This window comes from Streptomyces sp. NPDC057939, assembly GCF_042887545.1.
Lineage (GTDB): Bacteria > Actinomycetota > Actinomycetes > Streptomycetales > Streptomycetaceae > Streptomyces.
This window is the reverse complement of sequence record NZ_JBHVPG010000010.1, coordinates 171,060-196,539: the sequence shown is the minus strand read 5'-3', so window position 1 is coordinate 196,539 and position 25,480 is coordinate 171,060. Positions and strand designations below refer to the sequence as shown.

General features: G+C 69.0%; 29 protein-coding genes and 3 pseudogenes. 15 read left to right on the top strand and 17 right to left on the bottom strand.

From position 1 onward, the window contains the following. Positions 1–59: 59 nt before the first annotated feature. Positions 60–221 carry a hypothetical protein gene (locus tag ACFVS6_RS14820; RefSeq protein ID WP_031140725.1) on the bottom strand — a complete coding sequence of 54 codons (162 nt, stop codon included), beginning with the start codon at positions 219–221 and terminating at the stop codon, positions 60–62. Positions 222–441: 220 nt separating this feature from the next. On the opposite strand from ACFVS6_RS14820, the gene ACFVS6_RS14815 reads away from it, so the two are divergent. Then, complete coding sequence (locus tag ACFVS6_RS14815; RefSeq protein WP_389703848.1) at positions 442–885, top strand: hypothetical protein; 444 nt, start codon at positions 442–444, stop codon at positions 883–885. Between the two features lie 29 nt (positions 886–914). Here the strand turns inward: ACFVS6_RS14815 and ACFVS6_RS14810 are convergent, their stop codons facing one another. Further along, the gene (locus tag ACFVS6_RS14810) at positions 915–1,496 is read right to left on the bottom strand and encodes a DUF2231 domain-containing protein (protein WP_389703847.1); all 582 of its coding nucleotides are present in this window, start codon (positions 1,494–1,496) and stop codon (positions 915–917) included. 284 nt (positions 1,497–1,780) lie between these two features. Here ACFVS6_RS14810 and ACFVS6_RS14805 point away from each other — a divergent pair, with 284 nt between their 5' ends. Both ACFVS6_RS14805 and ACFVS6_RS14800 read left to right on the top strand, forming a co-directional pair. Beyond that, positions 1,781–2,095 carry a hypothetical protein gene (locus ACFVS6_RS14805; protein ID WP_389703846.1) on the top strand — a complete coding sequence of 105 codons (315 nt, stop codon included), beginning with the start codon at positions 1,781–1,783 and terminating at the stop codon, positions 2,093–2,095. Then, positions 2,092–2,358, top strand: coding sequence for a DUF4235 domain-containing protein (locus ACFVS6_RS14800; RefSeq protein WP_389703844.1), 267 nt, complete (start codon positions 2,092–2,094; stop codon positions 2,356–2,358). Before ACFVS6_RS14805 ends, ACFVS6_RS14800 begins: the two co-directional genes overlap by 4 nt. 177 nt (positions 2,359–2,535) lie before the next feature. Here the strand turns inward: ACFVS6_RS14800 and ACFVS6_RS14795 are convergent, their stop codons facing one another. Both ACFVS6_RS14795 and ACFVS6_RS14790 read right to left on the bottom strand, forming a co-directional pair. Further along, positions 2,536–2,697 carry a hypothetical protein gene (locus ACFVS6_RS14795; protein ID WP_389703842.1) on the bottom strand — a complete coding sequence of 54 codons (162 nt, stop codon included), beginning with the start codon at positions 2,695–2,697 and terminating at the stop codon, positions 2,536–2,538. Between the two features lie 110 nt (positions 2,698–2,807). Next, positions 2,808–3,041: a DUF6479 family protein gene (locus tag ACFVS6_RS14790; RefSeq protein ID WP_389703840.1), complete on the bottom strand. Its 234-nt coding sequence runs from the start codon at positions 3,039–3,041 to the stop codon at positions 2,808–2,810. A gap of 216 nt (positions 3,042–3,257) precedes the next feature. Here ACFVS6_RS14790 and ACFVS6_RS14785 point away from each other — a divergent pair, with 216 nt between their 5' ends. Further along, on the top strand, positions 3,258–3,731 hold the full coding sequence (locus ACFVS6_RS14785) for a hemerythrin domain-containing protein (protein ID WP_381621213.1): 474 nt from the start codon (positions 3,258–3,260) through the stop codon (positions 3,729–3,731). Between the two features lie 150 nt (positions 3,732–3,881). Here ACFVS6_RS14785 and ACFVS6_RS14780 read toward each other — a convergent pair whose 3' ends face one another. The 6 genes and pseudogenes from ACFVS6_RS14780 to ACFVS6_RS14755 form a co-directional block, all read right to left on the bottom strand. Beyond that, positions 3,882–4,418 (bottom strand): cysteine hydrolase family protein, encoded by a 537-nt coding sequence (locus tag ACFVS6_RS14780; RefSeq protein ID WP_386515898.1) that lies wholly within the window; start codon positions 4,416–4,418, stop codon positions 3,882–3,884. Positions 4,419–4,671: 253 nt separating this feature from the next. Beyond that, positions 4,672–4,881, bottom strand: a pseudogene (locus ACFVS6_RS14775) (helix-turn-helix domain-containing protein); the annotation flags it as partial. 152 nt (positions 4,882–5,033) lie between these two features. After that, positions 5,034–6,353: an alcohol dehydrogenase catalytic domain-containing protein gene (locus tag ACFVS6_RS14770; protein ID WP_389703838.1), complete on the bottom strand. Its 1,320-nt coding sequence runs from the start codon at positions 6,351–6,353 to the stop codon at positions 5,034–5,036. 204 nt (positions 6,354–6,557) lie between these two features. Next, positions 6,558–7,709 carry an aromatic acid exporter family protein gene (locus ACFVS6_RS14765; RefSeq protein WP_389703836.1) on the bottom strand — a complete coding sequence of 384 codons (1,152 nt, stop codon included), beginning with the start codon at positions 7,707–7,709 and terminating at the stop codon, positions 6,558–6,560. A gap of 79 nt (positions 7,710–7,788) precedes the next feature. Further along, complete coding sequence (locus ACFVS6_RS14760) at positions 7,789–8,193, bottom strand: DUF1622 domain-containing protein (protein ID WP_389703834.1); 405 nt, start codon at positions 8,191–8,193, stop codon at positions 7,789–7,791. A gap of 118 nt (positions 8,194–8,311) precedes the next feature. Beyond that, positions 8,312–9,082 carry a VOC family protein gene (locus ACFVS6_RS14755; RefSeq protein WP_389703832.1) on the bottom strand — a complete coding sequence of 257 codons (771 nt, stop codon included), beginning with the start codon at positions 9,080–9,082 and terminating at the stop codon, positions 8,312–8,314. Positions 9,083–9,461: 379 nt separating this feature from the next. Here ACFVS6_RS14755 and ACFVS6_RS14750 point away from each other — a divergent pair, with 379 nt between their 5' ends. From ACFVS6_RS14750 to ACFVS6_RS14720, 7 genes and pseudogenes are all read left to right on the top strand, one after another. Next, positions 9,462–10,127, top strand: coding sequence for a HemK2/MTQ2 family protein methyltransferase (locus ACFVS6_RS14750; protein ID WP_389703831.1), 666 nt, complete (start codon positions 9,462–9,464; stop codon positions 10,125–10,127). Further along, a complete protein-coding gene (locus tag ACFVS6_RS14745; RefSeq protein WP_389703829.1) occupies positions 10,111–10,371 on the top strand; it encodes a CDGSH iron-sulfur domain-containing protein in 261 nt (86 codons plus the stop codon). Before ACFVS6_RS14750 ends, ACFVS6_RS14745 begins: the two co-directional genes overlap by 17 nt. After that, a complete protein-coding gene (locus ACFVS6_RS14740; protein WP_389703827.1) occupies positions 10,368–11,411 on the top strand; it encodes an iron-containing redox enzyme family protein in 1,044 nt (347 codons plus the stop codon). The genes ACFVS6_RS14745 and ACFVS6_RS14740 overlap by 4 nt, the downstream gene beginning before the upstream one ends. Positions 11,412–11,619: 208 nt before the next feature. Then, positions 11,620–12,084: an SAM-dependent methyltransferase gene (locus tag ACFVS6_RS14735; protein WP_389703825.1), complete on the top strand. Its 465-nt coding sequence runs from the start codon at positions 11,620–11,622 to the stop codon at positions 12,082–12,084. A gap of 11 nt (positions 12,085–12,095) precedes the next feature. Then, positions 12,096–12,644 (top strand): flavoprotein, encoded by a 549-nt coding sequence (locus tag ACFVS6_RS14730; RefSeq protein ID WP_389703824.1) that lies wholly within the window; start codon positions 12,096–12,098, stop codon positions 12,642–12,644. 37 nt (positions 12,645–12,681) lie between these two features. Beyond that, positions 12,682–12,837: pseudogene (locus ACFVS6_RS14725) on the top strand (NUDIX domain-containing protein); the annotation flags it as partial. 583 nt (positions 12,838–13,420) lie between these two features. Continuing rightward, complete coding sequence (locus tag ACFVS6_RS14720) at positions 13,421–13,861, top strand: hypothetical protein (protein ID WP_389703823.1); 441 nt, start codon at positions 13,421–13,423, stop codon at positions 13,859–13,861. 13 nt (positions 13,862–13,874) lie between these two features. Here ACFVS6_RS14720 and istA read toward each other — a convergent pair. Beyond that, positions 13,875–15,354 (bottom strand): annotated as a pseudogene (gene istA / locus ACFVS6_RS14715) (IS21 family transposase). A gap of 338 nt (positions 15,355–15,692) precedes the next feature. On the opposite strand from istA, the gene ACFVS6_RS14710 reads away from it, so the two are divergent. From ACFVS6_RS14710 to ACFVS6_RS14695, 4 genes are all read left to right on the top strand, one after another. Then, positions 15,693–16,238 carry a YbhB/YbcL family Raf kinase inhibitor-like protein gene (locus tag ACFVS6_RS14710; protein WP_389703821.1) on the top strand — a complete coding sequence of 182 codons (546 nt, stop codon included), beginning with the start codon at positions 15,693–15,695 and terminating at the stop codon, positions 16,236–16,238. Between the two features lie 122 nt (positions 16,239–16,360). Next, positions 16,361–17,254, top strand: a complete 894-nt coding sequence (locus ACFVS6_RS14705) for an AraC family transcriptional regulator N-terminal domain-containing protein (RefSeq protein WP_389703819.1) — start codon at positions 16,361–16,363, stop codon at positions 17,252–17,254. 295 nt (positions 17,255–17,549) lie between these two features. Then, complete coding sequence (locus ACFVS6_RS14700; RefSeq protein ID WP_389703818.1) at positions 17,550–17,864, top strand: hypothetical protein; 315 nt, start codon at positions 17,550–17,552, stop codon at positions 17,862–17,864. 77 nt (positions 17,865–17,941) lie between these two features. Continuing rightward, positions 17,942–18,094 (top strand): hypothetical protein, encoded by a 153-nt coding sequence (locus ACFVS6_RS14695; protein ID WP_389703816.1) that lies wholly within the window; start codon positions 17,942–17,944, stop codon positions 18,092–18,094. Between the two features lie 267 nt (positions 18,095–18,361). On the opposite strand, the gene ACFVS6_RS14690 is transcribed toward ACFVS6_RS14695, so the two are convergent. The 6 genes from ACFVS6_RS14690 to ACFVS6_RS14665 form a co-directional block, all read right to left on the bottom strand. Further along, the gene (locus tag ACFVS6_RS14690) at positions 18,362–18,829 is read right to left on the bottom strand and encodes a hypothetical protein (RefSeq protein ID WP_389703814.1); all 468 of its coding nucleotides are present in this window, start codon (positions 18,827–18,829) and stop codon (positions 18,362–18,364) included. Beyond that, on the bottom strand, positions 18,830–19,471 hold the full coding sequence (locus ACFVS6_RS14685; RefSeq protein WP_389703812.1) for a hypothetical protein: 642 nt from the start codon (positions 19,469–19,471) through the stop codon (positions 18,830–18,832). A 1,147-nt stretch (positions 19,472–20,618) separates the two neighbouring features. Then, complete coding sequence (locus ACFVS6_RS14680) at positions 20,619–21,425, bottom strand: class I SAM-dependent methyltransferase (RefSeq protein ID WP_389703810.1); 807 nt, start codon at positions 21,423–21,425, stop codon at positions 20,619–20,621. A gap of 484 nt (positions 21,426–21,909) precedes the next feature. Further along, a complete protein-coding gene (locus ACFVS6_RS14675; RefSeq protein WP_389703808.1) occupies positions 21,910–22,794 on the bottom strand; it encodes a phosphotransferase enzyme family protein in 885 nt (294 codons plus the stop codon). A gap of 136 nt (positions 22,795–22,930) precedes the next feature. After that, on the bottom strand, positions 22,931–24,820 hold the full coding sequence (locus ACFVS6_RS14670; protein ID WP_389703807.1) for an ATP-binding cassette domain-containing protein: 1,890 nt from the start codon (positions 24,818–24,820) through the stop codon (positions 22,931–22,933). Positions 24,821–25,146: 326 nt separating this feature from the next. Then, positions 25,147–25,473 (bottom strand): hypothetical protein, encoded by a 327-nt coding sequence (locus ACFVS6_RS14665; RefSeq protein WP_389703805.1) that lies wholly within the window; start codon positions 25,471–25,473, stop codon positions 25,147–25,149. Positions 25,474–25,480 lie beyond the last annotated feature (7 nt).

Genomic DNA, 25,480 nt, shown 5'->3' with positions numbered 1-25,480 from the left:
CCCCGAAGAAGGGGTGACCGGCCACCGCCATGCAGTGTCAGGACTGCACTGTCGTGCGGCTACCAGCGGTACCAGCGGCCGCTACCGCCCTTGGGTCGGGCTACGAAACCGATCAGCCACAGGATCAGGACTGCAATAGCCACCCACCAAAGAATCTTCACCGCGAAACCCGCGCCGAAGAGGATCAGGGCCAGCAGAAGAACGAGAAGCAGGGGAACCATAGTTATCAACCTCCGAAGCAGCGTCTGCCCGACGGCATCCAGGAAATGCGTTCGATTCTTATGTGTTTTTTATCCGGGTGGCTGGGCAGGAGGGCTTGCTTGCATTTCACGAGCCCGCTTCAGCGGAGTCACCTCGGAGCCGATGCATCCGGGGAGACCTTCCTACGCCGGGTGGCCCAATCACCCCACCGGGGAGGCGTCCTTCGGGCAGAACATCCCCATGGACAGCAATCAGGAGATGGATCCGGCACACCAAGTTCCGGACGGCGTCGACGAGAAGACGGTGCGTGCTCTGGGTGCGCTTTCGAAGGCCCTCGAGACCACGGAGCGGGCCCGCGGCCACCTCTACGGGTTCCATCAGCTGACCGGGACGGCGGACTTCGAGCTCGGCGACGCGGCGCGACTCCTGCGGGAGGCGGGCTACGAGGAGCAGGCCGCCCGGGTCGAGCACGAGATCGTGGGCCGCAACGTCATCCCGGGTCATTGGACGTTCCAGATCATCGAGGCCTACAACTCCACCTACTACCAGCCCTTCGCCGCGGTGGAACGCGCAATCGTCGACGAAGTGGCCGGCGGACGCGACCACCTCCTGGAGGCCCGCCTCAAAACGCTTCGCCGCACCCCCCACCATCCTGACCACACCGCAACGCCCCCTCCTGAATGACGGCCCGGCCCGGCGAGGGATCGCCTCCCTCACGCAGCGGCGTGCGCTCCTACGGCTTGCCGGTAGGCCACGTGCCCGCCCAGCGCACCGCTGACGGCTACGGCGGCCATCCCGCCCAGGGCCCACAGCCGGCCCTTCGCCGAGCGGCCGCGGAGCCGTGCGGTCAGGGACGCGGTGTAGCAGGCCACCGCGGCGACGTTGGAGGCTGCGTGGGCCAGGCCGACCCGGGCCTGCTCGGGCGGCAGGTCCGCCCAGTCCGCCCAGCCGGCGAGCGCTGCCGGGGCGACGCCGGCCAGTCCGACGGTGGTCAGGGTGGTCGACGCGTGCTGGGTGCCGGGCACGAAGTCGAGTACCGAGGCCGAAAGCCAGCATCCGATGGGCACCTGCACGAGCACGGGGTGCACGGGGTGGCCCAGAGGTCTGCCGCGCAGCAGATCGCGCATGCCGCCCAGGGGGAGGGAGCGGATTCCCCGTTGCAGCACCCTGATGGCCGGATCGGCCACCGTGGTCCGCTCGAGGCGGTCCAGGGATTTCAGCCAGCATGCCGAGGCGGTGTCGAGGGCCGCGGTCGGCCCGGCCGTGGGCGAGGTGCCGAGGGTGCGTGAGTTCATACAGGACGCCTACCCGCTGCCACGCCGCCATCCCGGCCTGGCGCCGACTGCACCCGAACGACAGGCCCGCCGAGGGGGCCGTGGTCTCTTCGTCGCAGTCCTGCTGCGAAGGCCCGCGCAGAGCTCCTGCTCGAGGGGGCGGGTGCCGAGGCCGTGCTGGGGTAAGCGCGGCGCAGGAAGGCCGCGTGCACTCGCGTCGGGCTCGACCAGAACGTCGAGCAGAACGTCGAGGCTCTGGCCGCCGAGGCCGACATCAGGACCCGAACCAAGGAGAAGACGCCGACATGAAGCAGCAACCCGCCGAGAAGGCTTCCCTCATCGCCGACCAGATCCGCGAGAAGGCGGAACAAGCCGCCCGGCTGGTGCAGGACAACACCCCCGACTCGGTCCTGGACAAGACCGTCCAGGCCGCCACACAGGTGTGGGACGGCGCGACCCGCGCCGGACAGTACGCGGCGGACATGACCCCCGACCCGCTGCTCGAGAGGGCCGACCAGGCTGCGAGGGCCACACGAGGCAACCGCACTCCGCTCCTGGTCGCCGGGGCTGTGATCATCGCCCTCGTGCTGGTGCGCCGCAACCGCGCACGTCGCCGATGAAGGCCTCCGGCGCTGCCTACAAGCCCGTCGGATTCCTCCTCGGGGCGGCGAGCGGCATGGTCGCGGGGGCCGTGTTCAAGCAGGCCTGGAAGATCATCGAAGGTGAGGGTGACGCCCCGGACGCCATTGACGAAGACCGCACGTGGACGCAGATCCTGCTCGCCGCTGCGATCCAGGGAGCGATCTTCGCCGTGGTCAAGTCGTCGGTCGAGCGATCGGGCGCCGTGGCGATACGTCGTGCGACCGGAGCCTGGCCGGGCTGACCCACCGGCGGCGCCGGCCCTCTTCCCCGATCAGATCGGCGCCGCCCGGACGGTCCAGCACGCTCGCCTTTACCGGAGAGGGTGACTCATCATGATTGGCCGTGCGTTCGGGGCGCAGCCGGGCGGCCACGCCCACACCTCGGAGCCCTGCCACGGGTGGACGGACGCTTCCACGCTTCAGTCGATCTGGCCGTGGGTTATGACCTGGATTTCGTTGGTCTTCTCGTTCCGCACCCGGTACACCGCATGCGGGCCGTCGTCGCGGACTTCCTCGATCCGCCCCCTCTGCGGTTCCGGCCGACCGTCGTGATAGGTGATGCGATCGTTCTCTCCGTGCATCATTTTTCCTCCGGTGAAGTCTCTTCTTCTCGCAACTGAACGAGTCTGCCCGTCCCTGATATCCATCTGGCCATTCCCGGTTCACGGATCAGTGGGTCCGGCCCGTCCGGTCAAGGCCGGGGATATCCTTGGTCCTTTTCCTCGCGCGCGTGCTCTTCCGGGGTCTGCCAGGAGTCCGCGCGGCGTTGCGCGACGGGACTCTGCTCGGTCGGCGGAACTTCGCGCCGCCTGCGTCGGCTCCCGTACCAGAAAGCACCGATCAGGAGGATGACGAGGACCACTCCGGCGAAGATCAGGAAGAGTGAGGCCTGGCCTTCGGCCGCGAACGTTTCGATAGCTGTCATGCGCGGCCCCTACCCGCGATCCGTGGACATACCAGCAGTCGAACGGGTTTACCCGACTGTGCGCCTGCCAGGACCTGGCTCGTCCAGCGGACGGCGCAGGCATGTCGCCCAATCTGGCCAATCCCTCGTTCTGGGCGAGCACCGCAAGCGTCGGCCGGGTAAATGGGGGTGGGGTGGCCGGCCGCGCCGCCTGTAGTGCCAAGTCTGGAGGCGTTGGTGGACGGAATCGTTCTGCTCAAGGAAGACCACAAGACGGTCGAGAAGTTGTTCAAGCAGTTCGAGAAGGCCGGCGACGACGCTCACGCGGAGAAGCGGAAGATCGCCGACCAGGTGATCGAGGAGCTGACCACGCACACCTGGATCGAAGAGAAGATCTTCTACCCGGCGGCACGTGAAGCGGCACCCGACACGAAGGACCACGTCCTGGAAAGCATCGAGGAGCACCACGTCGTGCTGTGGATGCTCTCCGAGCTCAAAGACCTGGACGCGGCCGACGAGCGGTTCGACGCGAAGATGAGCGTGTTGATGGAGAACGTCCGCCACCACGTCGAGGAAGAGGAGAAGGAATGGTTCCCCGATGTCCGCAAGGCCATGGGTCGTAACCGCCTCACCGAACTCGGCGAACAGATGGAGAAGGCCAAGAAGAAGGCACCGAGCGAGCCCCTGGCCGTTCCGAGCGCCAAGCACTGACCGGCGTCCGATCGGATCGTTCAGGCGGGCGAGCGGGGCGACTTGCGCGAGGGTGAATCCGCCGAACACTGGTCCAACCCGGGCAAGGCTCAATGCCGTGGACCGTTGAGGGGCGAGACGCTTCCGCCCGCGCGTGCTGGCGCTGTTTCTTCAGTGGAAGACCTCTGTCGCGGGCACGATGCGGGCCGCCATGTTGATCTCCATCATGGTCAGGGCTGCGTCTGCCAGGTCCGAGCGGATGTGGGCGACGGCATCGCGGGCGATGGTGACGGACAGGTGCCTGATGTGGGCGTCGAGCGCGGAGTACAGCACGCACTGCTCCGTCACCTGCCCGCACAGTACGAGGTGGCTGACGCCCAGCGTCCCGAGCAGATATGCGAGGGGTGTTTCGTAGAAGGCGGAGTGGCGTGCCTTGACGATGAAGTAGGAATCCTCGTCCGGCCGTACGGGTTCGACCAGGCTGGCGTGGGGGCCGGCCAGGGCGGCTTCGAGGATCTCCCCGTGGTGGGAGCGCCATTTCCCGAAGTTGTCGTTGACATAGATCACCGGAAGTCCGCGTCGGCGCGCTTCCTCTAGCAGGCGGGCCACGGCGGGTAGAGCCTGTTCTACGGAGGGGACCAGTGCATCGGCATCCTGGTGGTCGTACGTGTTCAGCATGTCGATGATGACAACCGCGGTCTTCGCCATGCTTTCCACGCTGCCAGAAATGCCCGGACGCGAGCCGATGATATGAGCGACCTTGCGGATCCTCGCCCCGATCCCGGCCGCGGAGCAGCGAGCCCGGGGCAGACACCGAGCCGGGAAGGCTATGTAGGCGACGACGAAGAGCGGTTTTCCGTGGATCTTGGCAGCCCGACTCCCTTGCCTGCCGCAACAACGCGTCGACGACCTGGCGGTCCGTGACCCCGTAAAGGTCGCACAGGTCCCGCACATCACGGGGCTTGATGGCGCGGCGGCCGTTCTCCAGGTGACTGATCTTGGGCTGGGAGATCAACAGGTGTTCGGCCTCCTGGGTACGCGTCAGGCCACTGGCCAGGCGGAACCGGCCCTTCTGACGGTGGGGTTCTCGTTCGCCGCCACGGGCGGTCTGCCTCCGGCTCGGGACCGTCCATCGGCACTGCGGGTGCCGGGGCCGAGCCCGGGCGAACACGTTGGCCGTGCAGAAATGATCAATGAGCCCTGTAGCCGAGCGTCACGTGGTGCGAGCTGGGGCCATCATCGCGAAGTGGTGCAGCGTGCACTTCGTCGCGGCCCCTGTTCGGGTTCGGCTCCGCGCCCCGCGTACGACCCGGCCTGTGGTGGTCAATGCTTGAGGGCTCGTTCCAGCTGCTGCTTGTTCATGTGGGAACGCCCTTCGATGCCCTGCGCCTTGGCCTCCTGGCGCAGCTTCTCCACGGTGTGCCCGGAGGAACCAGCCGTGGCGCGGCCGCCTCGCTTGCCGGCGGATGCCCGGTGGCTGCTGCCGTTGCTGCCGTTGGGGTGGAGGACGACCTTGGTCCAGCCGTCGTCGCGGTTGTCGAAGTGTTCGTAGGCCGATGAGGCGTCGTCGAGGCTGAGTTCGTGGGAGACGAGGAAGCTGGGCTCGGCCTTGCCGCCGGCGATCAGGTCGCGCAGGGCGCGGTTGTAGCGCTTGACGGGTGCCTGGCCGGTGCCGATGCGCTGGCCCTTGAACCAGAGCATGCCGAAGTCCAGCGGCACCTTTCCCTGGGCTTCGAGCTCGCCCTGGGCCTCGGCGCCTCCCGGGTCCTCGGGCAGGAACACGCCGACCACGCCGATGCCGCCGGTGAACCGGACCGAGTCGATCAGCCCGTTCATCGTCAAGGTGGCGTCCTCGTGGCCCTGGGGGTCGTGGGCCTGGTAGCCGACGCATTCGCAGCCGTTGTCCGCGCCCAGGCCGAGGGTGGCTTCCTTGACGACCTCGGCCGGATCTTGCTCGGCGGTGTTGATGGCGATGGCGCCGATCTCCTCGGCGATCCGGAGCCGGTCGGGCTGGTGGTCGGCGACCCAGACGCGGCCGGCGCCCTTGAGGATCGCGGAGTAGGCGGCCATGAGGCCGACCGGACCGGCTCCGTAGACGATGGTCTGGTCGCCGGGCTTGACGCCGGCCATTTCGGTGGCGTGGTAGCCCGTGGGGAAGATGTCGGCCAGCATCACGTAGTCGAGCTGGCGCTCGGCGGCGTCCTCGCCCAGGCGCAGGGCGTTGAAGTCGCCGTACGGGACGCGCAGCAGCTCTGCCTGGCCGCCCTGGTAGGGGCCCATCTCGGCGAAGCCGTACGCGGCGCCGGCCATGTCCGGCTTGGGCTGCATGGTGAGGCAGTAGTTGGTGAGGCCCTGTTCGCACTGCTTGCAGAAGCCGCAGGCGATGTTGAACGGCAGCACCACCCAGTCGCCGACCTTGACCTTGCTGACGGCACTGCCCACTTCCACGACCTGGCCGAGGTTCTCGTGGCCGAGGGTCCGGCCCGTTTCGAAGGAGGTCCGGCCCTCATACATGTGGAGGTCGGAGCCGCAGATGTTGGTGGTGGTGATCTTCACCAGGATGTCGCCGGGGTGCTCGATCTTCGCGTCGGGGACGTCCTTGACCGTCACTGTTCGGGGTCCTTCGTACACTGCCGCTTTCATGGTCGTTCCTTGCCGACGCCACGCTTGACCGGACGCTTCACGGCGGGTGGTGGCACCTTTGCGGGTGTTGGCGCGGTCAGTCCTCAGGGGCGACCTGATCGCGGGGCGGCGTCCGGCCGCCTCGGCGGCTGACGCCTCTCGTACCGCGCCTACCCCGCCCCGCGCTCACTGCACATCACGCCGGGACCATCCGAGTGAAGGTCTTCAGATCGTGGCGAGGCTCTGCCGGCCCGACCGGAGATCGGCTAGAAGGCGGCCAGCATCCGTGAGAAGCGTGCCCTGCAAGGCGTGCACGGCCGCAGAGGCTTTCCGAGTGGTCAGTTCCTGCTGTTGCACCTGGTCGAGTTCGGCGGTCGCTTCGTCGATCTTCGCGTCGAGGAGGTCCGGATCGGTCGGGGACACCCGGCCCATTTCCTCCATTACCGTGGCCACGGCACGCAGGACAGTGCTGAAGCCGGGCCGGAAACCGGCGGGGAGGTTCCCGAGTTCGCCGCTGTCGAGGGCGTAGTCCAGGGTCCGGGACATGGAACGGAGGTGGTCCATGCTGCGTTCGGCGACGGTGATCGCCTCCCGAGCACGGGGGAGGGCTTCACCGGACCCGCTGACGGATGGGCGCGGGTTCATGCGTCCGTTCTCGATCTCGGCTTCGATGGTGTGGCGGATGCGCTCGCACTCGGCGGACAGGCTGCGCCAGTCGCGGCGCCACTGACGGAGGTGGTCCCGGTCGGGATCGTTCGCTTCGAGGGTGTCGGCGAGGTCGTCGAGGCGCCGGGACATGGTGCTGTAGAGGTCGGTGACGGCTTGCTGGCGGTGGTGGGCGTGCCGGGCGGGAGCGAGGACGAGATGGGCGGCGAGGCCGCAGAGCGCCCCGATGCCCACGGACGCGACCAGGTGGCCGATGTAGTCGATCCGTCCCTGGCCGGAGGAGAACGCGAAGAACCCGACGATGGCGACCTGGAGGCCCTGCTGGCCGAAGCGCCGGATCCTGCCGATGCAGAGCGCGATCAGGGTGAGGAGGGCGAAGGTCCAGCCGTGGATGCCGGCCACGGCCGCCAGGGTGGCGGCGAGCGTGGCTCCCGCTGCCATGGCCACCACGTACTGGAGGCAGTCCCGGACCGACCGGTACACGGTCGCCTGAAGCGCCACCAGCGCGGTGAACGGAGCGAACGTCGACACGGCAGGCGGCAGCAGGTACCGAGCGAGCATCCACGCCGCCATCGCCGCGACCACGGTCTTGGCAACCAGAAGCACCTGGTCCCGCTCGCTCCCGGCTCCCCGCACCGCGCGCCGCAGATAGTCGGCCTGCTCTGTGGCCGCCGACCAGATCCTTCTCGCCGCTTCCACCCCTCTGGGCAAGACCGACCACCTCCGATGCGCGCCTGCCCCGCCAGCTGCGCTCAACGCTCAGATCCGGGTCGCGAAGGTCCTTCAGCCTTCAGGGAGCCGCGAGGCAAGGCTCGGACCCTTTGCGGTCCTGCTCGATCTCGGCCCGCTCCGCCGCGATCTCCCGGGTCAGGAAGAAGTTCAGGAGGGTTCGGATCGCGGCGATGGCAGCCAACTGCCCGATCGCCGTGAAGCTGGGGGCGACGGCGGTGCGCAATACATCGCCCGCGAGCTGGAACTCCAGTCCCAGAACGAGGAAGCGACCGAGGCTCAACCGGATCTTGTTGAACTCACCGATGAGCGATTGCCTGCGGAGCCCGGTCGAGGCGAAGCGGGCGAACGCCCACAGCGCACCGGTGAAGATGATCAGTGCGCCGGCGGCCTCGATCAAACGGACGAGCCATCCGATCAGCTCCTGGACCCCGGACTCGGACAGTAGGTCTATGGGCAGCGTCATCGCGCCCGTCTACCCGGCCGCAGGCGTTGCACGGGCGATCCGGGGCACGAGACTCAGCTCACGCCGGAACCTCTGCGCTTCGCTCTCCCACGCAGCATCCCCGCGTGCAAGCGCGGTGTCATCCTTGGGGCGCCCGCACTGTGAACAGGGCGCCCTTCGGGTCGCGGAGGGTGGCCCATCGGCTGGTGCTTGAGGTTTCCACTGGAGAGGCGATGCTTCCTCCTGCCGTGGTGGCCGCGTCGACCGCGGCCTCCAGGTCGGGTACCTGGAAGTGGACGTGCCACCGAGGGCGCACGTGTGGGTCGGGGTCCGTGTCCACCGCTCCACCACTGATCCGTGCCACCGTGTTGTTTCCGTGGCGCAGGACGACGTGGTCGTGTTCGTAGGCCGGTACGCAGCATGTGGGCGATTCGCCGGCCCAGTCCAGGACCTCCCCGTAGAAGATGGCGGCGGCGAAGGCGTCGCGGGTGCGGAGTTCCAGCCAGGCGGGAGCGGTGCCGCGGCCCACCCCCCAATCCCTGAAGATTCCGCCCTGCCAGAGCCCGAAGACAGCCCCGTCGGGGTCCGCGGCGAGCACGGCCCGGCCCCGTCGGAAGGACAGCGGGCCCACCGCGACGGTTGCGCCGCGCTCGCGGATACGTGCGGCGGTGACGTCGGCGTCGTGGACGGCGAAGTACGGCGTCCAAGCGGCTGGCAGCGACGGATTCTCCACGAAACCGGCCACGGGAGCACCGTCGCGAAAGGCGAAAGAGAACCACTCGCCAAGTCGGGTCCGCCGGAACGTCCAGCCCATCACGGCACCGTAGAACCGCTGAGCGGAATCGAGGTCCGCGGTTGTCAGACTCACCCAGCAGGGTGCGCCGACGGCTTCATGGCTTGACGTGGACACAGTTACGGGCCGCCCGCCTATCCTGCTGCTCACCTCGTTCGAGACCTTCCCACCGTAGCTCGGTCGCAGGGCTCAGGCGGTGCGGCGGAGCGCCCCTCCGGCAAGCACCCTCCTCACGCACCGGCCTGCCAAGCCATCCCGCACCTATTGCGCATTCGATGCGCCAACTTGATGAGTGTCTGAGAGGCGAATCAGGGTTTCTCAGGTCGACGTGTGGTCTGAGAAATGTTGGCGCCAATTTGGTCTGATCCTCCGAAGATCGCCGCTCAGTCGGATGGGGCGCAGGGGTCAGGGCAGGTGCCGTACCTCAAGCAATCGCTGCGGCTCGCCGGCGAGCCGCAGCGAGACCGGAGGTACGGTGCCCAGTACTGCTCTTTCCATGACCACGCTGCCCAGCGGCCTGGTGGCTCTGCCGGGGGTTTACCAGCCGCAGGCGGACACCAGGCTGCTCGCTGCGGCACTCGCCCATGAGGACCTCGGGTTCCACACGGAGATCCTGGAGATCGGTACGGGTACCGGCGCCCTGGCGCTGCACGCCGTGGCCAGGGGCGCCCGGGTCACGGCGGTCGACGTGTCCTGGCCCGCGGTCGCCACAGCCCGGCTGAACGCCTGGCGTCACCGTCTTCCGCTGCGCGTCCTGCACGGGGATTTCGAGGCTCGCACCGCGGGCCGGCGCTTCGACGTCGTCTTCTCGAACCCCCCGTACGTCCCCGCCCCGGACAACCGCCTGCCTTCGCACGGGCCGGAACGGGCCTGGGACGCCGGACTCGACGGGCGCGCCGTCATCGACCGGATCTGCGCCGATGCCCCGGCCCTGCTGCGGCCGGGCGGCATCCTGCTCATGGTGCACTCGGGGATGTGCGGTGCCGAGAAGACCCTCGACCGGCTGGCGGGGGCGGGGCTGGCTGCTGAAGTCACGGCGACGGCATCCGTGCCCTGGGGCCCCGTCCTGCGGTCGCGACGATCCTGGCTGGAACAGCGGGGCCTGGCGGCCGAGGCCGAGGAGCGGGAAGAGCTGGTGGTCATCCGTGCCCAGCGCCCCTGACCCCGCCCGGTGCCCGGTCCCCACCGCTGCCGAGTTCTGCCGGGTGTCCGTTGAACCGCAGGGCCCGGTGCTGGTCGAGGGCCCGGTCGAGGTCGTCCTGGACGACGGGACGGTGGCCCGGTCCGACCGCTTCATGGTCGCCCTGTGCACCTGCCGCCGCAGTCGCACGTACCCGTGGTGCGACACCAGCCACCGCCGCCGCGAGAGAACCGCGTCGCCGCCCGAGGACAGGAAACCGGAATGACCCCTCCCAGCCCGACCGCCACCGCCACCGTTACGGCAGGCACCTTCACCGGCCCGCACCTCGTCGAGGGCCGGGGCGAGCTGTCGGGCGCCGTGACACGCGCCCTGCGATCGGGCACGGCGCCGGTGTACGCGCCCGGGGCCGTCCTGAAGGCGGACCCGTGGGGCGAGGACCTGCAACTGTCGCTCCACCTGCTGTACGAACTGCACTACCGCGGCTTCGACGGGGTGGATGGCGAACGCGAATGGGATCCTGACCTGCTGCGGCTGCGCCAGGCCCTGGAAGCCCGCTTTCTGCACGCCCTGCGCACCGAACTGTCCGACGCGCCCCGGTCCGTCGAAGAGGCCTTCGCCCCGCTGCTCGTCGAGCCCGTTGACCTCTCCGATAGCCTCAGCCACCACTTGGAGACCGAGGGGGAGCTGTGGCAGTTGCGCGAGTACGCGGCCCTGCGCTCCCTCTACCACCTCAAGGAGGCCGACCCGCACGTCTGGGTTATCCCGCGGATCACCGGTCGGGCCAAGGCCGCGATGGTGGCCATTGAGTACGACGAGTTCGGTGCTGGCCGCGCGGACCGCATCCACGCCAGGCTCTTCGCGGAGCTGATGACCGACCTCGGACTGGACCCGGCGTACGGCCGCTACCTCGACCAGGCGCCGGCGCCGCTGCTCGCGACCGTCAACCTGATGTCCCTCTTCGGACTGCACCGGGCCATGCGCGGAGCGCTCGTCGGTCACTTCGCGTGCGTCGAGGTCACCTCGTCGCCGGGGTCCCGGCGCCTGGCCAAGGCCATGCGGCGCTGCGGGGCGGGCCCCGCGGCCGAGCACTTCTACGCCGAGCACGTTGAGGCAGACGCCGTCCACGAGCAGGTGGTGCGCCACGAGGTCATCGGAGGCCTCCTCACCGACGAACCGGATCTGGAGGGGGACGTCGCGTTCGGCTGCGCGGCGACCGTCCTGGTCGAGGACCGGCTCGCGGCCCACATCCGCGGAGCCTGGGATTCGGGGCGCAGCGCCCTGCGCACGGCCCTGCCGGAGCACTGACTGATCGGTGGCAATGGGCAGGGATCCAGTCATCACGACCTCCTCGGTGAACGGGTGACCGTAGCAGGAACAGGCCCGCTGGCACGAACTATCCGTCAACACGGTCCACATCAACTTCTGCGTCGTCGCTGGGCGTTGTACGAGCTTGGGGGAGCCGATTCGTCCTCTGTAGATTGAGCTGGTGACGACGAGGCACGAGGGGGAGCGCATGACGCAGTCGCTGGAGATCACGTCGATCGGAACCGTGGTCGGGGGGCGGGTAGACCCCCCGGACGACCACTGGGGAGGGCAGGCGATCATCCGCCTGAACCCGGGCTTCCCCGTTGAGGTCGTGCAAGGCCTGGAGGAGTTCTCGCACCTGCTGGTCGTCTGGCACTTCCACAGGGCATCGCCCGACGATGTTGCGCTTCACGCGCGGAGCCCCCGCAACAACCCGGCCTGGCCGCCGACGGGCACGTTCGTGCACCGCAACCACCGTCGGCCGAACCAGCTCGCGCAGTCGTTTCCTCGCCTGGTAAAGATCGACGGCCTGGACCTTCACGTCACCGACCTCGACGCGATCGACGGCACCCCGGTCTATGACATCGCGCCGTACTTCCTGGAGATGGGGCCGCGGGGCGAGGTCCGCGCACCGAGCTGGCCGGCGGAGATGCTCGCGGACTACTGGCACTGAAGGGGACTCGCGTGACGGATCCGCAGCGCAAGCCGTTCCTCTACGTCGTCGTCTGTGCCGCTGGGATCGCTGACGACGTCGGCAAGCTGATCACGGCGGCCCAGGAGCGGAACTGGGACGTTGGGGTAATCGCGACACCCCATGCCCTGCCCTTTCTCGATGCCCCTGCGATCGAGACGCAGACCGGCTTCCAGATCCGTTCCGCCTGGAGGTCGCCGGGCGACGATCGGCCCCTGCCTCCGGCAGACGCCATCGCGGCGGTCCCCGCGACCTTCAACACGGTCAACAAGTGGGCCGCGGGCTTCGCCGACAACCTCGCGCTGGCCACCCTGTGCGAGGCGTACGGAATGGGTATCCCCACAGCTGTCCTGCCATACGTGAACTCCGCCCTGGCGGCGCACCCCGCGTACCGGCGCAGCATCTCTGAACTTCGTGAGATGGGGGTGTCGATCGGCAGCTACGAGCCTCACCTTCCGAAGGCAGGCGGCGGCCCCGATCGCTTTCACTGGGAGGAAGCGATCCAACTGCTGGCACCGCACATTCGGAACCAGAGTGTCTGAGGACGTTCCGCCCCCCAGCGGGCCGGGCGGGCACTGGCTGAGGGTGGCTGCCGCCGTCGTGGTCCATGACGGCCGGGTCTTGCTGGTGCGACGTCGGGTGGCGGAGGGGAACCTCTCGTGGCAGTTCCCGGTGGGCAAGGTCGACCCCGGGGAAGCGTGGGAGGACGCGGCTGTACGGGAGGCGAAGGAGGAGATCGCGACGAGGTTGTTGAGGTTGACGGCGAAGGCTTCGCCGTTGCGCATGCCGCAGCCGCTCATGAGGCCGGCGATGAGGAGGAACCGGTCGTCGCCGGCGGTGCGTATGTCGCGGAGCTGGGTGGGGCAGGGGATGACTGCGCGTTCGGGGTCGTATTGCGGGGGCTTGACCCCCAGGACGGGGTTCTCGGTGTAGATGCCGAGGCGGTAGGCGTCCAGGACTTGCCGGTCGGGAACGCAGCCCGAGTGCGGCGGGTGCGGAGATTGGCCGCGTCGCGGCCGGCGGCCTCCTCCGCAAGTAGGGCCCGGACGATCTCGGCGGGATCCCCGTGCTGGGCTTTCGCGGTGGGGGATGATCTCTGCCATCGCTCGGCGGATGTGCGGCAGCTTCAACCTTCGGGTCAGGGCGATCGCCTCGTCGGACGCGGCGCCGGACGTCGCGGCGACCGCCGACGCGGGTGCCGCCAGCCGGGGCTGGGCCGGCGTCGTGGCTGCTGGAGTGCTGGTCATCGGTGCTGTCTTTCGTGTCGGAGGGCTCGGATAGGTTGCGGGGCATGACAGAGACGAGTGAGGAGAACGGGGTGGCCGAGGCCGAGCGGCTGGCCGAGCAGGTCCGTGACGAACTCACGGCGGCCGGCCTGCCCGTCGCTTCTCCCGGCCCGGCCCCAGATCTGGTCGTCGGCGCGCTGGTCCGCGTCGACGCGTGGAACCAACACTTTCACGGCGAAGAGATCGAGGTCGTCGTGAGCTGGAAGGTCAGCTCCCGGCTGCAAAGCAACGCGATGCGAGACGCGCGGCAGCACCGAGGGGTGACCCCGGCGATCCGGCAGTCCGGCGAGACCCAGATCGCGATGGCCGCCGCAGTGATCGCCATCCTGTCCGCGGCCGGATTCACCGCCCGGGACCACGACAACGACATGAGCCCGTTCGACGTGCGGGTTCTCGCCGGCCCTGAGCCGGGTCGCAGTCCTGCTTGGGCCTTCCCGGAAGAGGAGCTGGATCCGCCCGGTCCTGCCACCTGACGCGCTGGCGAGCTCAGTTGCCGACGCCCGACCAGGCGGAGGTGCCCCGGTTGCAGGCTGTGGGCTTCACTGCGACGGATCGGCTCGGTGCGGTTGTCCTCGCCATGGTGGTCCAGGATCGACAGCAGGTCACCGTCGGCGAAGCGTCCGACCGTCGCGGCGGTGCCGAGCGCGCGGTCGACGTCGGCGGTCCCGTAGAGCCTGGCGAGCGCGACCGCGTCGGTCATCTTCGCCCTGATCCGGCGGATGCCCGTCGCCGCGGCCTCGACCAGCCAGGCCGCCACTCCGGGGCCGATCGCCAGGAACTGGGCCTCGGCCGGGTTGGTCGGCTTCGGGGTGCGCTCGCCCCGCGGGGCGTCGGGGTAGTGCTCGTCGGCGATCCGCGGACTGCCCGCCGTCGAGCGCGGGTGGCGGGCGACCTCGACCGCGCTGCCGGCGGCCATCGCGGTGACGATCAGCTCGTCGCCGTGGCAGCGGACCCAGACGCGCTCGTCGACGAACTGGTGCGGGACCGAGTAGTGGACCGACTCGACCGAGACTGTGGAGTCCTTGCCGACCCTGCGGGTCTCGCCGAACGCGGCGGTGAACGGATGCTCGGGCACCGGGTGCAGCCGCAGCCGCTCCTGGGCCAGCAGCTCAGCCGGGACCCGTCGGGTCTCACGGTGGACCCGTCCGTTCACCTCCGTCATGAAGTCCCCGCAGGCCTGCTGGAGTTCGGCGAAGTCGCCGTAGTCGGGCCGAAGGTTCACCGCGGTGGGGACCAGGTCCCGCTTCGCGATCCGGACCCTCGCCTCCGTCCCGCCCTTCGAGGCCGGGTCGGCCGGCATGCAAGTTCGGGCGGCGGTGCCGTAATAGCGGGCGATCGGCACCAGTTCGGGATTGCGGACCGCGATCCGGGCGACGTGCTCGACCGTGGCGGTCTTCTCGTTGTCGGTCAGACCTTAGGTCGGGACCCCGCCCAGTGCCCGGAACGTCGCGTCCAGGCAGGCCGCGACGGTGGGCAGGGTCTTGTCGAGGACCGGGATGACCACCCGGAACCTGGACCAGGCCAGCCACGCGCACCACAAACTGGTGCGTCTGCCGTCGATGCGCGGGCCCTCGCCCCAGTCCTACTGCAACCATATCGCCGGCTCGGGTATCCACGGCCGGAAGGCCCTGCGGTTCCCGGCCCGGTAGGACTCCTTCGCCGCGGCCACGGCCCGGCGGGTCGTGCGGTCGGTGCCGGTGCAGCCCATCGCTGCGATCTTCTTGTGAACAGCGTCGGCCCCGACCCTGCCCCGAGACCGCTCGACCAGTTCCTCGACCTTCGGCAGGAAGTTATCGATCAGCTTCGACCGCACCGCCCGCTCGGTCGGGTCGACCCCCTGCCCGCGCATCTGCACGCAACGGCGCACCGTGTGGTGATCGCACCCGGCCAGCTCGGCCGCCGTCCGATATCTCCCGGTGAGGTCGTAGGCCTCAAGAATCTCCATGATCTCCTCATCGCTCTTCACCCCGCCACTCTGAGTCGTGGGCTGAGGCGGGTCTGCGGGGAGGCCAAACTGACCGCCAGCGGGGAGTCTGCCGTGTCCTCTGACAACGGGCCCCGGTTCGGGGAGGGGTCGGCCGCCGCCGCTGGATGACGTGTGACCCCCTCGCTCCCCGAAGGCGAACGAAGCCGGACCGCGCATTCATTTGACGTGATACCCGCGCTTCGTGCCGGGTAAAGGTCGCGCGTTCTTGCATGATCCTCCCGTCGGCATCCGCCTCCCGCCGGTTTCGTGCTCCGATGGCGTCATACCCGGGCTCCCGGGCCAACACCCCTTCCCAGACGCGAAGAAGGACGAAGAAGATGAGTGATCAGGTGCTACGGCGTCCGCTGCCGCACGACTTTCACCCGCCGGTGCCCGAGCTCTCGGTGAGCAGCATGGACCTGACCGCCGGTGGCCCCCTCCCGGATGCCCATGTGTACGCGAAGGGCAATTCCTCGCCGCAGATCGGCTGGTCGGCGGGGCCGGATGGTACCGGCAGCTATGCAGTCACGTGCTATGACCCGGATGCACCGACCGGCAGCGGGTTCTGGCACTGGACGGTCTTCGACATCCCGGTGGATGTCGCCGAGCTGCCTGCGGGGGCCGGAACCGGAGGCTTCGAAGGATTGCCTGCCGGTGCCGTGCAGGTGCGTAACGACTACGGCAGCAGGGACTTCGGCGGGGCAGCGCCTCCGGAAGGGGACGGCCCGCACCGGTACGTGTTCACGGTGTACGCCGTCGACCGGGAGAATCTCGGCCCGGATGCGGACGCGACGCCGGCCCTGGTGGGATTCCACTTGCGGTTCCACGCCATCGCCCGCGGCCGGCTGATAGCCCACTATGAGGAGCAGGGGACCGGGGCGTAGCCGCCCGGCGGCCCGCCCCCTTTCGCCGGCCCGGCGCGCGGGAACTCGCCCGATCTTTGCGTGTTCTTGCACGATCCTGCTCCAGGCAGGGGATCATGTCGGGAGCGTGGTGAGATGGGGGCATGTCCCTCGACGAGTTCCGCGACCTGCTGGGCCGCCATGCGCGGCCCGACCTGAGCACGGCCATCGACGGCGTCCGGATCTGCCGAGCCGAACCGGGCGCCGAGCCGGAATACGAGATGTCCGGCGTCATGCTCGCGGTCATCGCTCAGGGAGCCAAGCGGCTCGCGCTCGGCGACAGGGTGTACGAGTACGGCGTCGGCCAGTACCTGGTCGCCTCGGCCGATCTGCCGGTGGTCGGCCGCATCGCCCAAGGACCCGAACTCGGTTTCGGCATGACGCTGCAGCCGGCCGTCATCGCGGAGCTGATGCTGCAGGCGGGTCCGGGCGACCTGCCGCCTTCGACCCGCTCGGTCCTGCCCGGGATCACGGTCAGCGACGCACCGGCAGAGTTGATCGACGCGATCGTGCGGCTGCTGCGCCTGCTGGATCGGCCGCGCGACCGCCGGGTGATGGTCCCCTTGGTCAAGCGCGAGATCCTGTGGCTGCTGATGACGGGGGAGCAGGGCGAAGCCGTCCGGCAGCTCGGCCTGGCGGACAGCAGTTTGACCCACATCGCGCGAGCCGTGGGCTGGATCCGCGACAACTACGCCGAGGCCTTCCGCGTCGAAGACCTGGCCCGCTCCTTCGGGATGAGCGTCTCCGCGTTCCACCGGAACTTCCACTCGGTCACGGCGATGAGCCCGATCCAGTTCCAGAAGCAGATCCGCCTGCAGGCGGCACGGCTCCTGCTGGCCCGTCGCCCGAACGACGTGACCGCAGTCGCCTCCAGCGTGGGGTACGACAGCCCCTCCCAGTTCAGCCGTGAGTACAAACGACAGTTCGGCGCGCCGCCCCGCGCAGACGCGGCACGCATCCGGGCCCGCACCCATCAAGCTGCGGTTGCGACGGCCTGACCGCGGGGGCGCCGGTGACGCCCCCGCCCGTCGCGACCAGTACACCGCACCCTTCGGCGACGCCGGGTATCACCTGGAACTGGCTGGCGATCAATTCGAAGGCACGTTGGGCTGTGGGTGGTCTGGAACGAGCCGCGTTCGTCCGCCAGGTCCTGCCAGAGACACGCTCTAGCTGACCGCTTCGGGTGGGATTCCGGTTTCTGATGGTGCCGGTTGTGGTCTCGTCTCTAGGCTTGAACAACCCTAGGGCCGGTTCGTTCGGCCGGCTCATGGCGATGTGGTGCAGGAGAGGTACGTGCTCAACGGCAAGTTGGTTCGGGACAAGATTCCTCAGATCATTCGCGCGAACGGAGCCGAGCCGGAGGTCTACGTGGCCGACCCGGTCGAGTACCGGCGGCGACTCCGGGAGAAACTCAAGGAAGAAGTCGCCGAGTACATGGAGGCGGACGAGACCGATGCCCCCGAAGAGCTCGCTGATGTCCTTGAGGTCGCCTTCGCCCTCGCGGCCGACCTCGGAGTCGATCCCGCGCAGTTGGAGAAGATCCGGGCTTCCAAGGCCGAGCAGCGAGGCGCGTTCGCTGAGCGTATCGTCTGGACCGGCAACCGCTGAACCGCGGCCGCCGGCACCGTAAGCGCTCTACACGTCGGGCTTGAACAGCACGACGTGGCTTACTCCCGGCAGGAACAGTGACCGCCATCGGTCTCACCCGCACCCAGGCACGTCGCACCCTGCGCTTCGGGATCGGCCGCGAGACCACGCCCGCCGAGATCGAGCGCGCCGCAGCGCTTATCATGCACGCTGCTACCAGGCATCAATCCGCTCGCTCCAACAGCATCTGAACCAGCGCCCGGAGCGCGGCGTATCCGAGTACGAGCCAGCCGGACCGGAAACACGCGAGATGGCGGGGAAGCGGCGGCCGGTATGTGTGAGGGGGCGGCTCACCCGGCCCGTGTTGGCGCGGAGCGTGGGCGGGGCCGGCCAGGCGTTTCCCGGCTGAGGCTTGTTCCCGCTCCCTGAGCCCCAAGACCGTTGGCCCCGCTGCCGGCGCACTCCTACCGACCGCCGCCGTGACGAAGCGTTCTGGTGGGCCCCGGGCGTTCGTGCGTTCAGCGGACGCTGCGGAGGTGCCCGCGACCGGCTTTGCGGGGCGCGGCCGCTTTCCGACGGGCCTTCGCCTGCTGGTAGAGGTTGAGGCGCTGTTCGTATTCTTCCTCGAAGTGGCCGACGTCCAGGCGTTCCTCGTCGGGAAGCGGGGCGAGGGCGATGGCTCGTTCTCGTGGGATGGAGTACGAGGCGAGCATGGGGTGAAGTTGCAGGCGTCCGCGGCCGACGGACTTCACCAGACGCGCTGCCACAAGGTAGGGCATGGCGCGGCTGACGACACCCCGGTCGACCGCGAGTCCGACACCGAGGTCCGCGTGGGTGGCGCGTACGAGGCCACCGGGCTGCTGTTGGGCCAGCAGGTAGAGGAAGATCGCGTACGCGGTGGGCGGCAGTCGGGGAATGTAGCCGAATCCCTGGACCGAGATCTGCGGGTGGTGCTGGGCGAGCGAGTATGGCGCCGCGGCGGTCATTCACTTCGCCTTTTCGCGGCCGGGCCGGGGGACCGTGGGCAGTTCGGCACCGACCTGTGCCATCGCCTTGAACGCCTCGGGCGCATCGTGGTCGTTGAGAATGTCTCGGAGCAGGTCGAGCTGCTCGACCCTCTCGCCGGCGCCACGCACTTTACGCTGCCCAAGTGGCGTCGGCCTGACTCCTCCGCGCAGTGCCGCGGCCGGCTGGAGTTGGTAGACCCCCCGCCGTACACGGCGAAGGACGCCGTCGTCCTGGAGGAGGTTCAGGGCCCAGGAGATGTGGGCGCGACTGTACCCACCGACCTCTAAGCCGATCTCGTCCTGCGTTTTCTCGATGTGCCCCCCGACCTCCTGCAGACCGATCAACGCCACCAGGACGACGAGCACGAACCGGTTCGCGGGCGCTTGGTAGCGTCGTGCCGCCCAGCGCATGAACTGGAGGCTGTCCATGCTGTAGTTGTCGCCGATGAAACCGCGAGTGGTGCTCAGCGGGTAGACGTACGCACCATGGGTCGGAGGCAGTTCCACCTGCGCGCCTTGGTGTACGCGCGAGGCCGACACCTGATCGGGGAGCGGCCGCCGGCGCTTGCGGGGCCGGGGTGCTGCCGGGATCGGCAATGCGGAGTCGTACGCGTCTGGCATTCGCTTGCCCCTTGGTTCTCAGATTCGCAGGGGACAGCGGTCGACTGTTGCACGTCTGCCACGTTCAATGTGCCGGAAGTGCAACAAAACCCTGAGATACGCCAGCCCTGCACTGACGCTCCCTCTCCTCAGAGAACCGCCTCAACCACACCAAAAAACTCACCGCGGAAACCCAGGATCTGCCACCGTTCGGTCACGACGACCCGCGCGTCACTCACCACCCGGCTCCTCGAACTCACCACCCGGCAGGACCTACTGATGGCACCCCCACCCACCACAGGCTTTGGTTGCACCTATGCAACCAAACCCACGCCCCCTCTGTTGCGGTACTGCTACACACTGCAGCCACTACGTCAGCGCTGCACTGACCGATCGCCCTTGGATACGTCAGCACTGCACTGACGCATCTCAAGCCCTACAGCGCGCTGACCAGTGAAAACAGCGGCGCCTCTCTCTTAGAAGGCCCATCTCTCCCGGAGTTCGTCGGACTTCCCGGCGGACCTGCCACCCCTGACCGGGTGCCCCTCGTTGGCGCAACGGCGACGGGACCCCGGGGAGGGGTGCTCTGACCTCTGAACTGCGCCACGGGCAGTGCTGCTCAACGATGCCCTCGGCGGCCTTGCATGGCTCTCGGCCGCCTGCCCCGCTGCAACTGGAACTGATCCGCGAAGCCCGACTGGGCCTCAGCCATAGAAGGCGCGCTCAAGCGACAGCCGCACTTTGCCCCCAGCCTTGACGAGTTCGCTCAGCCCCATCCGGTCTCAGCCACGCTATGACCATTCACGCTCCCGCGCTCCGACGGCGGGTTCCGGGGTGGGCGAGCGGTGGACCCACCCTGCTTGCCATGGAGCGCAGCGAATGGCGAGCAGGATCGCCCGCCGGGGGGCGTAGCCCCGGCCGGCTGCCGGGCCGGGACCCGGCGAACCTCAGGTGACAACAGCCTTCAGAAGAAGGGGCGGGTTCGCGGTTCTTCGGGCTGAGAGAAATCACCGGATTCAGGGGTCGAGGTGGCCGGACGGCAGGTGCCACAGGCCTCTCGCGTACACGGGACCCGCTCGGCGGGACCGCAGTACCTCCGGGCCGCGCTCGCCGTCGCGGCGCAGGATGAGGTGTACGCCGACCGGCACCGTGTGCGGGGGCCCGCCGCTTACCGCGCGACGCCGGGACGGTGCGCGAGGAGCACGGTGAACACGCCGTCCTCGCGGAGGGCTCCGTCGTGGGTGTGTTCGAGGAGGAGGGCGTGGGCCTGTTCCTCGAATCCGGTGTGGTCGGTGAAGAGGTCGGGTCGGGCGAAGCTGGTGGACCGCAGGTAGCCCAGGACGGTGCGTGGTGTCCAGGCGCGGGTGAAGGGGAAGTGGTGCTCGGCGATGTCCCTGAATGGGGAGTCGGCGAGGTCTTCCTCGTAGCGTCGGCCGGGTGCGCGGTAGGTGCCGGAGGTGCCGGCGCGGCGGTCTTCCCCGAGGTGGGACTGAATCAGCGTCCGCAGGGCCAGGGTCCACTCGGTCTGGTGGGTCCACAGGCTGCCGTCCCCCATGATGGCGATGGCGGCGTGCGGGGCGCTCACCCGGTCGGCCATGGTCAGCACCGCGGGACGGTCCATCCAGTGAAATGCCCGGCAGCAGGTGACCAGGTCGGCCTGGTAGCCGGGTTGGTCGGGGACGAACTCCTCGGCAGGCACGGCGTGCGCGGTGACGGTGCGCCCGCCCAGGTGAGGGCGGAGCTCCTCGAGTGCCGTGCCGAGCATCCCCTCGTCCTGGTCCACGAGGTCCATGCGGGTGGAGGGAGGCAGGACGGGGAGCAGGGACAGAGCCACCTGTCCGGTGCCGGCACCGAGGTCCAACAGCCGGGGCGTCGTCGCCCCGGTCAGTTCACGGACCAGGAGATGGACGACCTGGTCGGGCAGCCGGGGGCGGTAGCGGGCGTAGGAGCGGTCCACCGAGTTGAACAGGGACACGGGTCTCCGATCTCGTTGTGCGGGTGTGATGGTCAGTTGCGGGTATCGCGCCAAATCGAAGCGGCCACCGCCACTTCTGTCCTGCAGCTGCTCCTCCAGCAGGCGATCGCGAACCCGCCCACCGGGCGCCGGCCCGTCGACACCCTGGCCGTCGCCGAACTGATCGCCCTGGCCGAGCTTGTCCCGCAATGCGGAAAAGGCGCCCACTCCCGTATGACATCCGTATGCAACGCTGTTACCTGGTAGCGGACTTGGGAGGTCGCGTGATCACCGTAGGGCCGGTCTGATGCGAAGGCGGTCGGCTCGTCGCGGATTCCCTCGACGGAGGGACCAGTGCGTTCGTGTCGGGTGCCGTCGTCATCGGGAGCTGCGGGGTCGGGGGATGGCCGGGGCCACCGGTGGCTGCTCGTCGCCCGGGGCGCCTCTTGCCGTGGGGGCGGGGGCGGCCCGGCCGGGGGTGCCCCCGCCTTGTCGAATCCTGCGTTCACAGCGTGTTCTCCCTCATGAGGCGGTCCAGAGTCCGTCGTCCCCGAGCGGTGACGCTCGGGTCACCGTTGTCCGGGCCCCATGCCAGGCAGCTGACCGCGTCCAGTGCGGTCAGGCAGGTGAGCGCGTGCCGCTCGGCATCGGTGAGGGGGCGTCCGTACGACTGGAGGAAGGCCTGCTCACGGTCTGGGTGATCGAGCCATTCGTTGACGGTGAGGGTGACGAGGTCTTGAACGCGGGCGGCCGGCCGGGTGCGTTCGAAGTCGATGTGCGCAACCCCGGATTCGGAGACCAACCAGTTCCTGGGCCGGTTGTCGCCATGGATGAAGCCGACCGGTACCGGTCCGATGCGGCGGAGGTGAGCGGCGTGGTTGCGGATCAGCTGCTGCTCGACTGTGGTGAGCCGGTCTCCGGCACGGGCCAGGTACTTCTCCGCCCCGTCGGCTGCGGCCGCCAGGGACGCTTCGGCCTCTGTCAGGTCGTCGCGGTCGAGTTCACCGGCTTGGTGGAGTCGGGCACACAGCACTCCGGCCTGCCGGTGAACCGAGCGCCACCCGGTGGTGTCCAGGCCGAGTGTCTTGGCCGGGACGCCGGGGACCGCAGTGAGCAGCAGGAGAAAGTCCTGCGCGCGACTGTCGATGAGGTGCGGCGCACGGCCGTATCCGAGTGCGGGGACGATGTGACGGTAGGCCCGGTTTTCGCGGCTGAAGAACTTCACCGAGGGCGAGATCTTCACGTAGCGGTGGATCCTGTCGGTGCCTTCCAGGTCCCACACGCGGGAGCGGTCCCAGTCGTGGGAGGCGTCGCGTACGGACAGGATGGGGCCGATTTGCTGCTCCGCCCAGGACCGCGCCGTCGCCGGGAGCGGCTTGGTGCGCCTCATCGGGTGCATCACCTGTTGCGGTGTGAGGCCGTCAAGGGACAGGCCGCGGGTCCGTCGGATGGGGTGGGGTCGGGCATTGGGTCCTCCTGACGGTGTCGGAACGCGCCGGCCGGCGGTTTGAACGGGGATGGCCGGGTCATCGGTCCTGGGACAGTGCGAGGAGCTCGGCGAACGTCCCGCCGCCGTGGACCAGGTCGTCGTACCGGCCCTGCTCCGAAATGCGGCCGCCTTCCATCACGATGATGTGGTCGGCGATCCGGGTGTTCTCCAGGCGGTGGGTGACCACGATCGTGATGCGGTCAGCAGCGATGACCTTGATCTGCTCGAAGATCTTGTGCTCGCCGCGGGGGTCCATCTGAGATGTCGGTTCGTCAAGGATCAGTAGGTCAGGGCGTCGGTACAGGGCGCGGGAGCAGGCAGTGCGCTGCCATTCGCCTCCCGAGAATTCGTGGCCGCCGAAGACGTCGCGGGCGAGCAGGGTGTCCAGACCGGAGGGGAGGGCTTCGACGGCTTCTCGCAGACCGACGGCGTCGATGGCCTCCCAGACGGGGGTGTCGTCGTGGGTGCGGGGCTGGCCGAGGGTGACGTTCTCGCGGACCCGTACCGGCCACTGGGCGAAGATCTGCGGCACGAGACCGGTGCGGCGCCACACGGATGCGGGGTCGGTGTCGGCGAGGTCGACTCCGTTCCATGTCACCCGGCCCTTGTCTGCGAGGTAGATCCCGGTCAAGAGCCGGGTGAGCGTGGACTTGCCCGAGCCGTTGGCGCCCACGATTGCGAGGATCTGGCCGCGTTTCAGGGTGAGGGAGATGCCGTCGACGGCGGGCATGTCCTTGCCGGGGTATTGGTAGACGACCTCGTCGAGCCGGATTTCCCGTACGGGACCGTCGAGTTCGGACTGTCCGCGCTGGGGTGCGAGGGCGGCGGCCTCGTCGAGGAAGTGCTGCATGTCGCTGAGGTACAGGCTGGTGTGGAATACAGCGGCGCCGTTGATGACGGCCCCCGAGAGAGCGGCGAGCGCGGTCTGGACGGCGATGACGGCCGTGGCGGCGATGGCCGGTTCGATCCTGCCGGTCACCGCCAGCCAGGCGAGTGCGCCCCAGGTAACGAGGAGGAAGGCGCCGCCGGCGAGCGCGGACAGCAGGGCGATACGCAGGGTCCTCGGGGCGGCGGCCAGGGTGCGGCGGTCGCAGCGGTCGGACAGGGCCCGGTACCAGTACACGAGATAGTCCGTCATCGAGTTGGCCCGGACCTCGTCCCCGTACTTCGAGGTCGTGGCCCACCAGCGCATCATGCCGCGGACATTGCGGTCGGAGACGTTGGCGTAGTGGATCTCGTAGTCGACCCGGGCGCTGAGTACGGCGCCGATGCCGGCGGGGAGGACGGCGAGCAGGAGGAGCGGCAACAACAGGATGTTCAGCACGGACAACACGCTGCCCGCGGTGACCAGGCGGATCAGGGAGGTCAGGAACCGCTGGGCATCGGTGATCATGACGTGCGTGCGGACCACCCCCATCTCGGCGGCCTCCTGCCGGTCGGAGAATCCGTCCTTCGCGTAGGCGGCGGCCTCCACCCGGCAGACCGCTTCCACCAGTGCGCTGTCGACCTCCGAGGTGAGCAGGGGAGTGATGCGCCGGGAGGCGTAGGTGGCCACCGCCGCCGTTCCCCGGTTCAACGCGGCGGCGACCGCCACCACGAGGAGCGCGGGCAGGGCGCCGTGCAGCCGGTCCGCCGGCGAACCGGCGCCGAGCATGGGGCTCATGGCCCGGGCGGTGGCGGCCAGCAGCACCGCGGCCGTCACCCCGGTGACCACCTGGCAGCCGGCCAGCAGCTGTACGGCCCGCCGGTCGGTGCGCCACGAGAGCCGCGCGATCCTGCCCAGGACGGACGGGATCTTCTCGCACATCTGCCGGAAGGAGACCTCGGCGAGCGGGTTGACGGAGTACTGCCCGCTGTAGGTGATCTCCGCGGGAGGGGGCGGTGGGGGCGTGCCCGAGGGGGTGGCGTGGGCGTCGGCTGCGGTCATGTGGTCTCCCTGGACGTTCGGTTGGGCGCCGTCGATGGGTCAACGAGGACGGCGGGATATCGAACACATGTGTTTCAGACGTGCTGGATTCCGCGGAACTCCGGGCGATGCGGAGCATGCGCGATGCACCGACCCGTGCCGCGCACGGAGGGCCTCGGCGAGGCGAATGGCCGAAACGCCGATGGTGTCCTCGGGCGGCGGACATCGGCGGGGAAGCAGAGGCGCGCGTCCTTTCGATTTGGCTGGTGGGGATCTGTTGCGGGAGGTCCGGCCGGGCGGGCCCGCCCGGACCGCACGAAGACGCTGATGTAGCGTGCGGCGCCCGATCAGGGGCTCGCGCGGTCCTCACGTGAATCCGTGGCAGGAATGGGACGGCGTGCGTGGAGTCGCACGATGTCCAGGCCTTGCTGGAAGGCGACCGGGGTCTCCGAGAGGTTGAGCCGTAGGAGCTGGCCGCCGGGATACAGCGCGTCCCAGGCGGCGGAGGTCCCGCCGTGGACGACGGTCGGGTTGAGCCGCAGCCCCGCTCGCCCGCACTGCGCCACCCAGGGCAGGAAGTCCTCCTGCGAGGTGCTGAGTTCGGCGAACGCGGACGGCGCATCCCGGGCATGGAGCCGGCCGCGGGCAGTCGACTGCCGCTTGAAGCAGCACACCACGATG

Bases quoted from the DNA above. Each gene is read 5' to 3' on its own strand.
- ACFVS6_RS14820 (WP_031140725.1), bottom strand. From the start codon at position 221: ATGGTTCCCCTGCTTCTCGTTCTTCTGCTGGCCCTGATCCTCTTCGGC.
- ACFVS6_RS14815 (WP_389703848.1), top strand. From the start codon at position 442: ATGGACAGCAATCAGGAGATGGATCCGGCACACCAAGTTCCGGACGGC.
- ACFVS6_RS14810 (WP_389703847.1), bottom strand. From the start codon at position 1,496: ATGAACTCACGCACCCTCGGCACCTCGCCCACGGCCGGGCCGACCGCG.
- ACFVS6_RS14805 (WP_389703846.1), top strand. From the start codon at position 1,781: ATGAAGCAGCAACCCGCCGAGAAGGCTTCCCTCATCGCCGACCAGATC.
- ACFVS6_RS14800 (WP_389703844.1), top strand. From the start codon at position 2,092: ATGAAGGCCTCCGGCGCTGCCTACAAGCCCGTCGGATTCCTCCTCGGG.
- ACFVS6_RS14795 (WP_389703842.1), bottom strand. From the start codon at position 2,697: ATGCACGGAGAGAACGATCGCATCACCTATCACGACGGTCGGCCGGAA.
- ACFVS6_RS14790 (WP_389703840.1), bottom strand. From the start codon at position 3,041: ATGACAGCTATCGAAACGTTCGCGGCCGAAGGCCAGGCCTCACTCTTC.
- ACFVS6_RS14780 (WP_386515898.1), bottom strand. From the start codon at position 4,418: ATGGCGAAGACCGCGGTTGTCATCATCGACATGCTGAACACGTACGAC.
- ACFVS6_RS14770 (WP_389703838.1), bottom strand. From the start codon at position 6,353: ATGAAAGCGGCAGTGTACGAAGGACCCCGAACAGTGACGGTCAAGGAC.
- ACFVS6_RS14760 (WP_389703834.1), bottom strand. From the start codon at position 8,193: ATGACGCTGCCCATAGACCTACTGTCCGAGTCCGGGGTCCAGGAGCTG.
- ACFVS6_RS14750 (WP_389703831.1), top strand. From the start codon at position 9,462: ATGACCACGCTGCCCAGCGGCCTGGTGGCTCTGCCGGGGGTTTACCAG.
- ACFVS6_RS14740 (WP_389703827.1), top strand. From the start codon at position 10,368: ATGACCCCTCCCAGCCCGACCGCCACCGCCACCGTTACGGCAGGCACC.
- ACFVS6_RS14735 (WP_389703825.1), top strand. From the start codon at position 11,620: ATGACGCAGTCGCTGGAGATCACGTCGATCGGAACCGTGGTCGGGGGG.
- ACFVS6_RS14710 (WP_389703821.1), top strand. From the start codon at position 15,693: ATGAGTGATCAGGTGCTACGGCGTCCGCTGCCGCACGACTTTCACCCG.
- ACFVS6_RS14705 (WP_389703819.1), top strand. From the start codon at position 16,361: ATGTCCCTCGACGAGTTCCGCGACCTGCTGGGCCGCCATGCGCGGCCC.
- ACFVS6_RS14690 (WP_389703814.1), bottom strand. From the start codon at position 18,829: ATGACCGCCGCGGCGCCATACTCGCTCGCCCAGCACCACCCGCAGATC.
- ACFVS6_RS14685 (WP_389703812.1), bottom strand. From the start codon at position 19,471: ATGCCAGACGCGTACGACTCCGCATTGCCGATCCCGGCAGCACCCCGG.
- ACFVS6_RS14675 (WP_389703808.1), bottom strand. From the start codon at position 22,794: ATGAGGCGCACCAAGCCGCTCCCGGCGACGGCGCGGTCCTGGGCGGAG.
- ACFVS6_RS14670 (WP_389703807.1), bottom strand. From the start codon at position 24,820: ATGACCGCAGCCGACGCCCACGCCACCCCCTCGGGCACGCCCCCACCG.